At 73.5% G+C, this 13703-nt stretch carries 9 protein-coding genes and 1 pseudogene; 4 read left to right on the top strand and 6 right to left on the bottom strand.

Annotated features, from left to right (window positions below; translation table 11 throughout):
* Positions 1-75: 75 nt before the first annotated feature.
* From KUM44_RS06510 to KUM44_RS06490, 5 genes are all read right to left on the bottom strand, one after another.
* Positions 76-882 (bottom strand): class I SAM-dependent methyltransferase, encoded by an 807-nt coding sequence (locus KUM44_RS06510; protein ID WP_217206800.1) that lies wholly within the window; start codon positions 880-882, stop codon positions 76-78.
* Positions 869-1750: a dTDP-4-dehydrorhamnose reductase gene (gene rfbD / locus KUM44_RS06505; RefSeq protein ID WP_217206799.1), complete on the bottom strand. Its 882-nt coding sequence runs from the start codon at positions 1748-1750 to the stop codon at positions 869-871. Before rfbD ends, KUM44_RS06510 begins: the two co-directional genes overlap by 14 nt.
* Positions 1747-2736 (bottom strand): dTDP-glucose 4,6-dehydratase, encoded by a 990-nt coding sequence (rfbB, locus tag KUM44_RS06500; protein ID WP_217206798.1) that lies wholly within the window; start codon positions 2734-2736, stop codon positions 1747-1749. Before rfbB ends, rfbD begins: the two co-directional genes overlap by 4 nt.
* Complete coding sequence (locus tag KUM44_RS06495) at positions 2733-3800, bottom strand: glucose-1-phosphate thymidylyltransferase (RefSeq protein WP_217206797.1); 1068 nt, start codon at positions 3798-3800, stop codon at positions 2733-2735. The genes rfbB and KUM44_RS06495 overlap by 4 nt, the downstream gene beginning before the upstream one ends.
* Positions 3801-3915: 115 nt before the next feature.
* The gene (locus KUM44_RS06490; RefSeq protein ID WP_217206796.1) at positions 3916-6366 is read right to left on the bottom strand and encodes a SpoIIE family protein phosphatase; all 2451 of its coding nucleotides are present in this window, start codon (positions 6364-6366) and stop codon (positions 3916-3918) included.
* 188 nt (positions 6367-6554) lie between these two features.
* Here KUM44_RS06490 and lanKC point away from each other — a divergent pair, with 188 nt between their 5' ends.
* From lanKC to KUM44_RS46720, 4 genes are all read left to right on the top strand, one after another.
* Positions 6555-9218, top strand: a complete 2664-nt coding sequence (lanKC, locus tag KUM44_RS06485) for a class III lanthionine synthetase LanKC (protein WP_217206795.1) — start codon at positions 6555-6557, stop codon at positions 9216-9218.
* A 46-nt stretch (positions 9219-9264) separates the two neighbouring features.
* Positions 9265-9375: a SapB/AmfS family lanthipeptide gene (locus KUM44_RS06480; RefSeq protein ID WP_217206794.1), complete on the top strand. Its 111-nt coding sequence runs from the start codon at positions 9265-9267 to the stop codon at positions 9373-9375.
* Between the two features lie 97 nt (positions 9376-9472).
* Positions 9473-11197, top strand: coding sequence for an ABC transporter ATP-binding protein (locus KUM44_RS06475; protein WP_217206793.1), 1725 nt, complete (start codon positions 9473-9475; stop codon positions 11195-11197).
* Positions 11194-13083 (top strand): ABC transporter ATP-binding protein, encoded by a 1890-nt coding sequence (locus KUM44_RS46720; protein WP_302185970.1) that lies wholly within the window; start codon positions 11194-11196, stop codon positions 13081-13083. The genes KUM44_RS06475 and KUM44_RS46720 overlap by 4 nt, the downstream gene beginning before the upstream one ends.
* On the opposite strand, the pseudogene KUM44_RS06465 reads toward KUM44_RS46720, so the two are convergent.
* A pseudogene (locus KUM44_RS06465) lies at positions 13006-13629 on the bottom strand (LuxR C-terminal-related transcriptional regulator); the annotation flags it as partial. The gene KUM44_RS46720 and the pseudogene KUM44_RS06465 sit on opposite strands and share 78 nt — an antisense overlap.
* Positions 13630-13703: the final 74 nt, after the last annotated feature.

The raw sequence follows: 13703 nt of genomic DNA, 5'->3' as shown, positions 1-13703 counted from the left end.
AACCCCCTGGGGACGCGGGCTGTATCAACATGCGGCTCCGCCGCGTGGGCGCGACCAGCCACAACCATCCCGGCCCTACGAACGGCGACCGGCAACACCCTCCACGGCCGTACGCAACGGCTCCCACCCCCGTGACCGCCTGATCCCCAACGACCGAGCCCGCGCAAGCGGCCGCCAGAAGCCCGACTGAAGCAACGCCTCCGGCGCCAGCGCCCCCGCCCGATCCAGAATCGTCTCGGGCACCTTCTGTGGATCGGGCACCTCGTACTCGGCCACGATCTCGTCGTACCGCTCACGCAGCACCGTACTGCGAGGATCGGCGCCGAATACCACGAGTTGCCCCGTCGGCCGGGTGTCGACAAGAACGGTCACCAGGTCAGGCCGGTACCGCCCGAGAATCTCGGCGATCTTGTACACGTCCCCGGTCCACGCACTCGTGTGCCGGTCCCGAGCCGCCTCGTCGACATTGCGCGGCAGCATGTCGTCGAAGACGATCACGCTGGTCCAGTCGGAGTGCCGTTCGATGTTCATGAAGTCCCGCAGCGCGTACTCGAACAGGTGCATGCCGTCGATGAACGCCAGGTCGAGGACGGTACGCCGCCAGTACCCGAGCGGACTGCGGCCCCGGCGCAGATTGCGCAGCGGGTGCCGCCCGCCCCTGAGATGGACCAGCGGGTTGTCGCGGGCGAAGAAGTCGTCGCTGGTGGCCCTGACCAGGTGGACGTCGCAGCGGATCTCCGTGACGACCTTGAAGGCGGGGTCGACGGCGATGGTGGGGACGCGGGAGAGTCTGAGGCTGCGGCCGTCGTTGACGCCGATCTCCAGGTAGTTGCGGTTGCCGCTGGCCTTGTGCAGTTCCCGCAGGAACTCATGGCGTTTCACGCAGGGCCTCCTTGCGGATCCGGGGCAGTGCTTCGTGCAGGGCGGTGCGCCAGTCCCGCGGTGCCGGAAGGCCGAGCCGCTGCCGCCGGCCGTGCGCGAGGACGCTGTACGCGGGGCGGGGTGCGGGCAGAGAGAAGGCGTCGCCGGTGACGGGGCGCACCCGGTCGGGGTCGGCGCCGAGGTGGGCGAACACCTCGCGGGCCAGGTCGTACCTCGTCGCCTCGCCGGCGTTGGTGGCGTGAAGGACGCCGGTGGCGTCGCGGCCGACGCGGGGGCCGAGGTCGGCGATGGCCGCGGCGACGTCGGCGGTCCAGGTGGGCTGGCCACGCTGGTCGTCGACGACGTCGACGGTGTCCCGGCTCGCCTCCAGCTCGATCATCGTGCGGACGAAACTGCGGCCGTGGACCCCGTAGAGCCAGGCGGTGCGCACGACGGCGCTCGCGGCCGGGAGTTCGTCCAGTACGGCTCGCTCTCCGGCGAGTTTGGTGCGGCCGTAGGCGGTGCGCGGGGCAGGGGGGTGGTTCTCCGGATAGGGGGCGTCGGCGTCCCCGGCGAAGACGTAGTCGGTGGAGATCTGGATCAGGCGGGCCTCGTACGTGACACAGGTGTGGGCCAGGAGGCCGGGTCCGTCGCCGTTGACGCGCAGGGCCCGTCCCTCGTCCTGCTCGGCATCGTCGACGGCCGTGTACGCGGCGCAGTTGACGACGATCTCGGGGCGGTACGCGGCGAAGGCGCGGTCGACGGCGTCGGGGCTCGTGACGTCGAGGGCGGCATGGGCGAGGCCGGCCACCTGCTCACCGCGGGCGCGGAGTTCGTCGACCACGTCGTGCCCGAGCATGCCGCCCGCGCCGGTGACCAGCCACCTCATCCGTGCCCCCCGTCGACGCGCCGCCTGAGGGGTTCCCACCAGTCGCGGTGCTCGCGGTACCAGGCGACGGTGGCGGCGAGGCCGGCGGTGAAGTCGTGGCGGGGCCGGTAGCCGAGTTCGGTGCGGGCCTTGCTCCAGTCGAGGCAGTAGCGCAGGTCGTGGCCCTTGCGGTCCTCGACGTGCCGCACCCGGTCCCGGCCGGCGCCGCAGGCCTTCAGCAGCAGGGCGGTGAGGTCCCTGTTGCTCAACTCGGTGCCGCCGCCGATGTTGTAGACCTCGCCAGGGCGGCCGTGGGTGCGCACGAGGTCGACGCCGTGGCAGTGGTCGTCGACGTGCAGCCAGTCGCGGACGTTGAGGCCCTCGCCGTAGAGGGGGACCTGCCGGCCGTCGAGGAGGTTGGTGATGAACAAGGGGATGACCTTCTCGGGGAACTGGTGCGGGCCGTAGTTGTTGGAGCAGCGGGTGACGCGGACGTCGAGGCCGTGGGTGCGGTGGTAGGCGAGGGCGAGCAGGTCGGCGGAGGCCTTGGAGGCGGAGTACGGCGAGCTGGGCCGCAGCGGGTGCTCCTCGGTGGCCGAGCCGGACTCGACGGAGCCGTAGACCTCGTCGGTCGATATGTGCACGAAGGGTGCGACCCGGTAGCGCAGGGCCGCGTCCAGGAGGGTCTGGGTGCCGACGACGTTGGTGAGGACGAAGTCGCCGGCGCCGGTGATCGAGCGGTCCACGTGGGACTCGGCGGCGAAGTGCACCACCTGGTCGGCCGCGGCCATCAGCTTGTCGACGAGTTCGGCGTCCCGGATGTCGCCGTGCACGAACTCCAGCCGGGGGTGGCCGAGTTCGAGGTTGTCGAGGGTGCCGGCGTAGGTGAGCTTGTCCAGCACCGTGATCCGGGGCGCCTCGGGCGCGTGAGGTGCGTGGCGGGCGAGCAGGGTGCGGACGTAGGTCGAGCCGATGAACCCGGCGGCGCCGGTGACGAGGAGGTTCATGTGTGGATCTGCACCTTGCTGTGGTCGCCGAGGACGAGTCGATGGGCGCTGGGGACGCTGGGCGCGGGGGTGACCTGGACGTGCCGGCCGATGAGCGAGGACTCGATGCGGCCCACCCCGTCGATGCAGGAGTCCCGCAGCACGATGGAGAACTCCAACTCGCTGTCGGTGATACGGCAGTTCTCCGCGATGGAGGTGAAGGGGCCGACGTAGGAGTCCTCGACGACGGTGCCGCCGCCGACGACGGCGGGGCCGACGATGCGGGAGTTGACGATGCGCGCCCCCTCCTCCACGACCACGCGTCCGACGGCCTCCGAGGCGTCGTCGACGTCCCCGTCTATGCGGCGCGCGAGTCCCTCCAGGACGGTCCGGTTGACCTCCAGCATGTCGGCGACGTTCCCGGTGTCCTTCCAGTAGCCCCTGATGACCGTGCAGCGCACGTCGGCGCGGGCGTCGATCAGGTGCTGGAGGGCGTGGGTGATCTCCAACTCGCCGCGCCAGGACGGGGTGATGGCGCGGACCGCGTCGTGGATCACCGGTGTGAACAGATAGACGCCGACCAGGGCGAGGTCGCTCTTGGGCCGCTCGGGCTTCTCCTCCAGGCCGATGACCCGGCCCGCGTCGTCGAGTTCGGCGACGCCGAAGGAGCGCGGGTCCTGGACGCGGGTGAGCAGGATCTGTGCGTCGGGGCGGTGGGTGCGGAACTCCTCGACGAGGCCGGTGATTCCGCCGACGATGAAGTTGTCGCCGAGGTACATCACGAAGTCGTCGTCGCCCAGGTAGTCGCGGGCGACGATCACGGCGTGGGCCAGGCCCAGCGGGCGTTCCTGGGGTATGTAGGTGATCTCCAGACCGAACTTGGAACCGTCGCCGACGGCGTCCTGGATCTCCGCGGCGGTGTCGCCGACGATCACGCCGACGTCGGTGATGCCGGCCGCTGCGATGGATTCCAGCCCGTAGAAGAGCACGGCCTTGTTGGCCACCGGCACGAGCTGTTTGGCCGAAGTGTGCGTGATCGGCCTCAAGCGCGTACCGGCGCCACCGGACAGCACGAGAGCCTTCATCGGTTCACCTTAGCCCCGATTCCGCCGATTTGACGGTCCCGGATTGGCTTGTTCGCCGCTGCTGTGCCGCCTGCCGTTCACCGCGACACGGCCTCACCTGCGTCGAGATCCGGCCTCATCCGCTGAGCGGAATCTCGCTCCACACCTGTTTTCCGCCGCTGACGGGCACCGTTCCCCACTCCGCGGCCATGGCCTCGACGAGGAGGATGCCGCGGCCGCCGGTGGCCTCCCAGCTGATGCTGGCCGGTTTGACCGGCGTGCGGGGCGAGGAGTCGGCGACCGCGACCCGCAGCCGGTGGTGGACGAGGGTGAGGTCGAGGCGGACCCGGCCGTCGGTGTGCACCAGGGCGTTGGTGACGAGTTCGGAGACGACGAGCAGGACGGTGTCCGTGTCCGGCGGTGTCACGCCCCAGGTCCGCAGGGTGCGCCGGGTGAAGCGGCGGGCGTGACCGACGGCCTCGGGGACCCGCCAGACCGTCCAGCTCTCCCGGAGCGGGCGTACGGCCATGCCGTCGTAGCGCATCAGGAGCAGGGCGATGTCGTCGCTGCGGCGCGCGCCGACGAGCAGGGCGTCGGCGACGAGGCCGAGGTGGGCGGGGTCGGAGCGGGCGAGGTCGTCGGCGAGCCGGTCCATGCCGGTGTCGATGTCGGCGTCGGCGGACTCGACGAGGCCGTCGGTGGTGAGGGCGACCACGATGCCGGGCCGGAGGCCGATCGGGCTCATCGGGAAGTCGGCCTGCCGCAGCACGCCGAGCGGTGGGCCGCCCTCCGCCTCGGCGATCTCGGTGCTGCCGTCCGGGTGCCGCAGGACGGGCGGGAGGTGGCCGGCGCGCACACACCAGGCGGAGCCCTCCTCCAGGTCGACGTCGACGTAGCAGCAGGTGGCGAAGAGGTCGGTCTCCATCTCCATGAGGAGGCGGTTGGCGTGGTGGACGACGACGTCCGGGGGGTGTCCTTCGGCTGCGTAGGCGCGCAGTGCGGTGCGCATCTGGCCCATGAGGGTGGCGGCGGCCGCGCTGTGGCCCTGGACGTCGCCGATGACGAGGGCCACGTGGTTGTCGGGCAGCGGGATCACGTCGTACCAGTCGCCGCCGACCTCCAGTCCGGCCGTGGTGGGCAGATACCGGGCGACGGCCTCCGCGCCGGGCAGCCGGGGCAGGCGGCGGGGCAGCAGCTGGCGCTGGAGCATGCCGACGAGTTCGTGCTCGGCGTCGAAGGCGTGGGCACGCGACAGGGCCTGGCCGGCGAGGCCGGCGGAGGCGGTGAGCAGGGCGCGTTCGTCGGGGCCGAAGTCGTGCGGGGCGTCCCAGCCGATCAGACAGGCGCCGGCCATCCGGCCCCCGGCGGGCAGCGGCAGGATGGCGAGGCCACCGGGGCCGACGTCGGCGAGGGCGGGTTCCAGCGGGGTGCCGGCGGGCCAGATCTGGGCGCGGCCCTCGCGCAGGGCGGCGGCGAGGGTGGGCATGGCACGTACGGGCGCGTCCGGCCATTCGGTACGCCACTCAAGGCGCCACAGCTCGGGCCAGGACTCGGGTTCGGGCGGGTCGAGGACGGTGACGACGAGGCGGTCGTTCTCCAGCTCGGCGAGCGCGATGCGGTCGGCGCGCAGAGGTTTGCGCAGCGCTGTGACCACGGCGTGGCTCACGTCGCGGACGGTGCCTGCGGTGGCGAGGGCGGCGGCGAGGCGCTGGACGCGGGCCACGTCGGTGATCTCGGCGCGCAGGGTGGAGGCGTCGGCGACGGTGCCGACGAGACGGGCGGGCAGGCCCTCGCCGCCGGGCAGCAGGCGGCCGCGCAGCCTGAGCCACTTGGGCGGGCCGGCCGGCTGAAGGACGCGGAACTCCAGCTCGCGGTCGCCGAGCGACATGTGGTCGGCCTCGACGACGGACATCAGAGACGGAAGGTCCTCCGGGACGGTCCGGCCCAGCAGGGTCTCGACCTTGCCGTCGAAGTCGCCGGGGCCAAGGCCGAACAGCGCCAGGATGTCGTCGCCGACCTCGACGCGGCCGGAGTCCATGGCGAGGCTGAACGCGTTGGCGGGCAGCTCGCCGCCTTCGGCAGCCGCGGGCGGGGCGGGGAAGGCGACGGCGTCGGCGATCAGCTCCAGGCAGGCGCGGTCGTCGGCGTCGAAGCCGCCTGGGTGCTCGCTCACGGCCAGCAGGCAGCCACCGCCGCCGTGGGCGGGCAGGGCGGCCACGAAGAAGTCCCGGGCCGGTGCCCGTCGGAATGCCGCGCCGGCGGCGAGCTCCGCCGGTCCGAGCCACACCGGGTGGCCGGTGCGCAGGGCGTCGGCCGCCGCGGACCGGCCGGAGCGGGGGTAGCTGTCGCGCAGCCCGTAGAGGGTCCTCGGCACACCGGCGGACTCGACCAGGCACAGCAGGTCCTCGTCCTCACCGGGCGCGTACACCGCGGCGAGCGTCGCCCCGCTGAAGACGAGCGCCTGTTCGAGCACCCGGCGCAGCCGCTGCGGCGAGTCCGGGTCGGCGGCGACCGTCTTGAGGGCGATCTCGGCACGCAGGGTCCTCGTTCCGCGTTCCGCAGCGCCCTCACCGACCACGTCCGCCATTACAGCGCTTATGAGACACCTGCGCAGCCCCTGTGACCGTTCCGTGGAGCCGTGGGGAGTCCGTTGCTCGAAAGGCACCGAACATGTGTTGACGCATGCGTTTCGCACGGTGATCTCGTGACAGTAGTGACTGTCCGTAGCCGCCGTATCGCTGGAAGTCTCGGTGCCGAGCCGGCGGAGGGGGATGTATGGACAGGCGCTACGAGGTGTACGCGCTCGCCGACCCGCACTTCTACGAGACACCGGACCGGCTGTCGGCCGACCGGCAGGGAACCGGGCGCCTGTACGAGACGGCGCGGCGCCAGACCCCCGAGGGCTGGACGGCGGCGCGGATCGGCGACTGGCTGACTCTGACGCCGGTCGGCCCGGACGGCGCCCCGCTGCCGGGCCCGGCCCAGGGCTGGAAGATCCATGCCTCGGCCACCCTGGCGAACGCGGAGGACATCGCGCGGATCGTGTGGGACTACTGCGTGCCACGCGGCATCCCGTTCAAGTTCGTGCCCGGCCCGCACCTGCTGCACCTGCGCAACGCCAAGTACGCGGGCCGCGACTCCAGCGGCAAGTTCGTCACCGTCTATCCGGCCGACGAGGAGCAGCTCCACCTGGTGCTGCGCGAGCTGGGCCGGCTGCTGGAGGGGTTCGAGGGGCCGTACATCCTCACCGATCTGCGCTGGGACGAGGGCCCGCTGTACGTCCGCTACGGCGCCTTCGCGCGTCTCTTCGTCGTGGACGACCGCGGTTCGCTGGTACCGGCGGTGCGGGACGGGGCGGGGCAGCTGGTGCCGGACCGGCGGGCGCCGTCCTTCCAGGTGCCCGAGTGGGTGACGCTGCCCGCGTTCCTCGCGCCGCAGCTGGCGGCCCGCAACACCACGACGGTCGGTGAGCTGCCGTACCGCATCGAGAAGGCGCTGCACTTCTCCAACGGCGGCGGGGTGTACGCGGGCACCGACACACGGGACGGGCGCAAGGTGGTCCTGAAAGAGGGCCGGCCGCACGCGGGGCTCGCCGCCGACGGCGCGGACGCCGTGGCCCGGCTGGAGCGGGAGCGGTACGCGCTGGAGCAGCTGGCGGGGACCGGCGTGGTGCCCGAGGTGCGGGACTGGTTCCAGCTCGGCGACCACAGCTTCCTGGTCATGGACTTCGTGGAAGGGCGCCCCCTCAACTCCTTCTTCGCCGAGCGGCACCCGCTGATCGGCCCGGACCCCGATCCGCGTGCCGTGGCCGACTACACAGCCTGGGCGCTGCGCGTCCACCGGGCCGTCGAGCGTGCGGTGGAGACGGTGCACGAGTGCGGGATCGTCTTCAACGACCTGCACGTCTTCAACATCATGGTCGCCCCCGACGACGAGTCGGTGTTCCTGCTCGACTTCGAGGCCGCGGCTCCGGTCGGCGTGAACGGCCGCCAGGTCGTCGCCCACCCCGGTTTCCTGGCACCGGCCGACCGCAGGGGCGTGGACGTCGACCGCTATGCGCTGGCCTGTCTGCGACTGGCGATCTTCCTCCCCCTCACCTCGCTGTTCGTGGTGGACCGCGACAAGGCCGCCCACCTGGCGGACGTGATCGCGGGCCAGTTCCCGGACGTACCGCGGGCGTTCCTGGACGAGGCGGTCGCCGAGATCTGCCGGGACGGGGCAGCACGTGCGGGGGCTGAGGCGGGCGGGCCCGCCGCGCTCCGGAGATCCACGGCCCGCACGGTCCCCGCGTCCTTCGTGGAGCCCGGCGACTGGCCCTACAGCCGCGACTCGATGGTCAAGGCGCTGCTGGCCTCCGCCACTCCGGAGCGCGAGGACCGGCTCTTCCCCGGCGACGTCGCCCAGTTCTCCGACGGCGGCGGGCTGGGTCTGGCCCACGGCGCGGCCGGCGTGCTGTACGCGCTCGCCGCGACCGGTGCCGAGCGCTACGACGAGGGCGAGCGCTGGCTGCTCGACCGCACCGACCCGCCACCGATCGGCTCCCCGCTGGGCCTGTACGACGGGCTCGCGGGCGTGGCCCATGTCCTGGACCTGCTCGGTCACCGGCAGCGCGCCCTGGACCTCGTCGACATGATCCTGAGCGAGCGGTGGCAGCGCCTCTCCTCCGACCTGCGCGGCGGGCTCGCCGGGCTGGGGCTGGTCCTCGGCGGCCTGGCGGACGCCACGGGCGAGCCCGAGCTGCGCGAGCGGGCGGCGGAGGCCGCGGACATCCTCGTACGGCGTCTCGCGGCACCGCCCCCTTCCGGCCCCCGGCCGCGCGCCGGACTGATGCGAGGGGCGAGCGGTCCCGCGCTGTTCCTGCTGCGCCAGTACGAACGGACCGGCGACCGCCCACTGCTGGACGCCGCCGGTGAGGCGCTGCGCCAGGACCTGGCGTGCTGCGTCGAGCAGAAGGGCGGCTCGCTGGAGGTCGACGAGGGCTGGCGGACCATGCCCTATCTGGGGGACGGAAGCGTGGGCGTGGGGATGGTCCTCGACGACTACCTCGCCCACGCCGGTGACGACGTCGGCGCCTTGGAGCAGGCCCGCTCCGGCATCCTCACCGCCGCCACCTCCCGCTTCTACGCCCAGCCCGGCCTCTTCCAGGGGCGCGCCGGGATGATCCTTCACCTCAGCCGCACCACCGCACCGGACGTGGGCGCCGACCGTCGGGCCGGGCAGATCGCCGGGCTCGGCTGGTACGCGATGTCCTACCAGGGCCAGCTGGCCTTCCCCGGGCACCAGATGATGCGGCTCTCCATGGACCTCGGCACCGGAACGGCCGGCTGCCTGCTCGCGCTCGGAGCGGCCCTCGCCGCCGACCCGGGCGGCACGCCCCCGGCCCACCTGCCCTTCCTCCCGCCGCCACCGCGGCCCCGAGAGCGCGGCTCCGTCACCTGACGCAGTCGTGACACAACCCGTCCCCACGGAATGAGAGGACAACGAGATGGCACTGCTCGACCTGCAGACGATGGAGACCGAGGAGCACACCGGCGGCGGAAGCGTCGCGAGCCTGCTGCTGTGCGCCAGCCAGGCCAGCATCTCGCTCTGTCTCTGACAGACCGAGTGCACTCGCGGCCCCGGGCAGCCCCCTCCCCTCACGGGAGGGGCCGCCCGGGGCCCTTGCCCGGACCAGGGAGCGAGGCCGCAGCCGTATGACGACTCCGACTCCTGCCGACGCGCCGTCCCGCACGCTGCTGCGTGCGGCCACGCGCCACAGCGGGTCCCGCACCGTGGCCCTGTGCCTGGTGAGTACGGCCGCGACCGGGGCGGGGCTGCTGCTGCCCACCGCGCTCGGCCGGGCCCTGGACCTCGTTCTGGCGCGGGCCCCGGCCACGGGCTGGGTGCTGTGCTGCGCCGGGCTCGTCCTGTTGCTCGCCCTGCTCGACGGCTGCCAGAGCGTCCTCGTCGGCACCGTCGACGCCCGGACGACCGCGTGGCTGCGGGGGCGGCTGACCCGGCACGTCCTGGCCGTGGGCCCGGCGGTCACCGCCCGCTTCGGGGCCGGCGACCTGGTCGCACGGCTCGTCGGCAACGCCGCGCAGGCCGGCACTGCTCCGGCCGCCCGTGCCGCGCTGCTCGCCGCGCTCGCCGGACCGGTCGGGGGCATCGTCGCCCTCGGCCTGATCGACGTATGGCTCGCGGTCGTGTTCCTCGCCGGGGCGCCCGTGCTGGCCGCCCTGCTGCGTGCCTTCGCCCGCGACACTTCCCGCTGCGAGACGCGCTACCAGCAGGAACAGGGCAGGATCGCGGCCGCGCTCGCCGAGGCCGTCGACGGCCGTCGCACCATCGCGGCGGCCGGTACGGCGGACCGGGAGACGGCGCGGATCCTGCGGCCGCTGCCCGAACTCTCCCGCGCGGGGCACCGCATGTGGCAGGTGCAGGGCCGGGCCGCCGCCCAGGCGGTCGCCGTGGCCCCGCTGCTGCACCTGGGTGTCGTCGCCGTCGCGGGTGTCCTGCTCGTCCGGCACCGGCTGTCCGTCGGCGAGGTGCTCGCCGCGTCCCGTTACGCGGTTCTGGCGACCGGCGTCGGCGTGCTGGTCGCCCGACTCGCGAGCGTGGCCCGCGCCCGGGCGGCGACCGGACGCCTCGGCGAGATCGTCACCGAGCCCGCACCCGCCCACGGCAGCCGCCGGCTGCCGCCCGGCCCCGGCCGACTGGAGCTGCGCGGCGTGACCGCCCGGCGCGGGGGGCACACCGTGCTGGCCGGGATCGACCTGATCGTCCCCGGCGGGACCACCCTCGCCGTGGTCGGCCGCTCCGGCGCGGGCAAGTCCCTGCTCGCCGCGATCGCCGGGCGGCTGGCCGACCCCGACGACGGCGAGGTCCTGCTCGACGGCGTCCCGCTGGGCGAGCTGACCCACGACGACCTGCGCCGCGCGGTCGCCTACGCCTTCGAACGCCCCGCCCTGCTGGGCGGCACCGTCGAGGAGGCGATCGGCCTCGGTCTGCCGGCCCCCTCCCCCACGGCCGTCCGGGAGGCCGCCCGCACCGCCGCCGCGGACGACTTCGTACGCCGCCTGCCGAACGGTTACGCCACCCCACTGGCCGACGCCCCGCGCTCCGGCGGCGAGTCCCAACGGCTCGGACTCGCCCGGGCGTTCGCCCACGGCGGCCGCCTGCTGATCCTCGACGACGCGCTGTCCAGCCTCGACACGGTGACCGAGGCACGCATCACCGAGGCCCTGGCCGGTGGCGGCTCGTCCGCCACCCGTCTCCTGGTCGCTCACCGGGCGGCCACGGCGGCCCGGGCCGACGCGGTGGCCTGGCTGGACGGCGGGCGGGTGCGGGCGGTGGGGCGGCACGAGGAGCTGTGGGAGACGGCGGCGTACCGGGAGGCGTTCACGGGAACGGCATCGGCGCACGAGGCGTGCCCATGAGCGGCGGGACGGGTGCGGCCGGCGGCCTCTCCTCGCGCGGGCTGCGCTTCCTGCGGTCCCGGTGGGGGGTTCTGCTGCGGCTCGGGCTCTGGTCCGTGCTGGAGACGGGGCAGAGCTTCCTCATCGGATACGCCCCGGCCCGCGCCCTGGACGACGGGTTCCTGCGAGGCCGGACGGAGGCCGGGCTCGGGTGGCTCGGAGTCGCCGGTCTCGGTGTCGTCCTCGGCGCGTACGGCACGGCTCGGGTGTACGCGGCCGTCGCGGCGCTCGTCGAACCGCTCCGGGACCGGCTCGTGACGCGGGTGGTGGAGCGAGGGGTACGGGAGGCGGACCGCGGGGCGCTGTCCGGGCTCACCCAGCAGGTGGAGATCGCGCGGGACACCTTCGCGGGGCTGGTGATGGTGTCGCGGTCGTTCCTGTTCACCGCGGTGGGGGCGCTGGTCGGCCTGTTCTCGCTCGCCCCGCTGCTGCTGCTCGTCGTCCTGCCTCCGCTGGCCGCGGGGGTGGGTCTGTTCGCGGCGACGCTGGGTCCCCTGGCCCGTCGGCAGGAGGCGTTCCTCGCGGCCGACGAGGCACTGGCCGACCGGCTCGGCGCCGTCTGCCCGGGCCTGCGGGACATCACGGCGTCCGGCGCGGAGGACCGCGTGGCCGCCGGCACCGGCGACCTGGTGGACGCCGAACTGCGGGCCGCCCGCTCCCTGGCCCGCTTCGGCGTGCTGCGCGTGGCCGCCCTCGCCCTGGGCGGCCAGCTCCCGATCGTGCTGCTCCTCGCCACCGCGCCCTGGCTCCTTGGTCAGGGCGTCACCACCGGCGCCCTCCTCGGCGCCCTCGCCTACGTCACCCAGTCCCTGCTGCCCGCCCTGCACAACCTGGTCCACGGCCTGGGCACGAGCGGATCGAGGCTGGCGGTGGTGGTACGGCGGCTGGCGCCGGCGGGGGCCGCCGGGCCCGGTCCCGACTCCGGTTCGGCACCGCCCCCACGGGATCGACGGGATACCGCGGAGCGCAACGCCCTCACCCTCTCCTCCGTCACCTTCGCCTACGGCCCCCGTGCGGCCCCCGTGATCGAAGACCTCGACTTCGCCCTTCCGTCGGGCTCCCACCTGGCCGTCGTAGGACCGAGCGGCATCGGCAAGTCCACACTCACCGCACTCATCGCCGGGCTGCTGGAGCCCCGCCGCGGCACGATCCGGGTCAACGGAGACCCCGCGTCCACGCCGGAGGCGCTCGCGAGCCGGGTCCTCATCCCACAGGAGGCGTACGTGTTCACCGGCAGCCTCGCCGAGAACCTCGCCCATCTGCGGCCGGACCGCGTTCCCGAGGCGGAGATGCTCGCGTCCGCCGAGGCGGTGGGCCTGGCACCGCTGCTCGACGTGCTGGGCGGGCTGACGGCCCGGGTCGACCCCGCGGCGCTGTCCGCGGGCGAGCGGCAGCTGATCGCGCTGACCCGGGCCCACCTGTCGCGCGCCCCGCTCGCGCTGCTCGACGAGGCGACCTGCCACCTCGATCCGCAGGCGGAGGCGCGCGCGGAGCGCGCCTTCGCGGCCCGCTCCGGCGGCACCCTGGTCGTGGTCGCCCACCGCATCAGCTCGGCCCGCCGTGCCGACCGGGTGCTGATGATGGACGGCCGCGACACGGCGTACGGAACCCATGACGAGCTCCTGAGGTCCTCCGTGCGCTATCGCGAACTCGTCGGGGGCTGGACTCCCGTATCGGCGAGGCAGTCAGAGCCAGCCCTCGCCCTGGGAGATGCGGATCGCGTCGATGCGGTTGCGGGCCCCGGTCTTGCGGGTGATGGCCGCCATGTAGTTGCGCACGGTTCCGTGGGACAGGTGCAGACTCCCCGCGATCTCCGCGACGGAGGCCCCCTCCGCCGCGAGGGATAACACGCTGAGCTCCCGCCGGGTCAGCGGCATCTCGGCGGCCTTGAGGAAGGCGAAGCCCAGCGAGTCGTCGACGAAACGTTCCCCCTCGGCCACGCGCCGGATTCCGCGCACCAGACGGTCCGGCGAGCCTTCCTTGTCGACGTAGCCGAGCGCCCCCGCCTCCAGGGCACGCTTCAGCAGGCCCGGGCGGTTCACGCTGGCCAGCACCAGAAGGTGCGGTGGTGTCCGTCCCTCGTCCCGCACGCGCAGCTCGGCCAGCGGTGGGATGCCGTACGCGTCCGAGCACTCCAGGTCCACCGCGCACACGTCCGGTCGCACGGACCGCACGCGGGCGGGCGCGCTGCGCCAGGGGGCGTCGTACACCCCCAGGTCGGGCTCTCTGCGCAGCCACTCGGCCAGCACCGATCGAACCAGAGACGCGTCGTGCACCACAAGGACCCGGATCACTGGTGCCCCTTCAGCTCGCCGTTCGTCACGTTCATGGTCTTGAGCGCGTGCCCCATTGTTGGCGTCCGTGACCGTCTGCGGGCGCGAAGATCCGGCCATCAGGGTGCGCGGGGGCGCACGCGGGGCGCCCGTACGCCGGGGCCGCGCATCGACCGGTGGTGCATGGGTTCGCG

The sequence above is a fragment of the Streptomyces sp. AC550_RSS872 genome (genome assembly GCF_019049285.1).
Lineage (GTDB): Bacteria > Actinomycetota > Actinomycetes > Streptomycetales > Streptomycetaceae > Streptomyces.
The sequence above is the reverse complement of the archived record's forward strand: the minus strand, read 5'-3'. Positions and strand labels throughout refer to the sequence as shown.

Excerpts from the sequence above, each read along its gene's own strand:
- rfbD (WP_217206799.1), bottom strand. The coding sequence starts at position 1,750 with ATGAGGTGGCTGGTCACCGGCGCGGGCGGCATGCTCGGGCACGACGTG.
- rfbB (WP_217206798.1), bottom strand. The coding sequence starts at position 2,736 with ATGAACCTCCTCGTCACCGGCGCCGCCGGGTTCATCGGCTCGACCTAC.
- KUM44_RS06495 (WP_217206797.1), bottom strand. The coding sequence starts at position 3,800 with ATGAAGGCTCTCGTGCTGTCCGGTGGCGCCGGTACGCGCTTGAGGCCG.
- KUM44_RS06490 (WP_217206796.1), bottom strand. The coding sequence starts at position 6,366 with ATGGCGGACGTGGTCGGTGAGGGCGCTGCGGAACGCGGAACGAGGACC.
- lanKC (WP_217206795.1), top strand. The coding sequence starts at position 6,555 with ATGGACAGGCGCTACGAGGTGTACGCGCTCGCCGACCCGCACTTCTAC.
- KUM44_RS06480 (WP_217206794.1), top strand. The coding sequence starts at position 9,265 with ATGGCACTGCTCGACCTGCAGACGATGGAGACCGAGGAGCACACCGGC.
- KUM44_RS06475 (WP_217206793.1), top strand. The coding sequence starts at position 9,473 with ATGACGACTCCGACTCCTGCCGACGCGCCGTCCCGCACGCTGCTGCGT.
- KUM44_RS46720 (WP_302185970.1), top strand. The coding sequence starts at position 11,194 with ATGAGCGGCGGGACGGGTGCGGCCGGCGGCCTCTCCTCGCGCGGGCTG.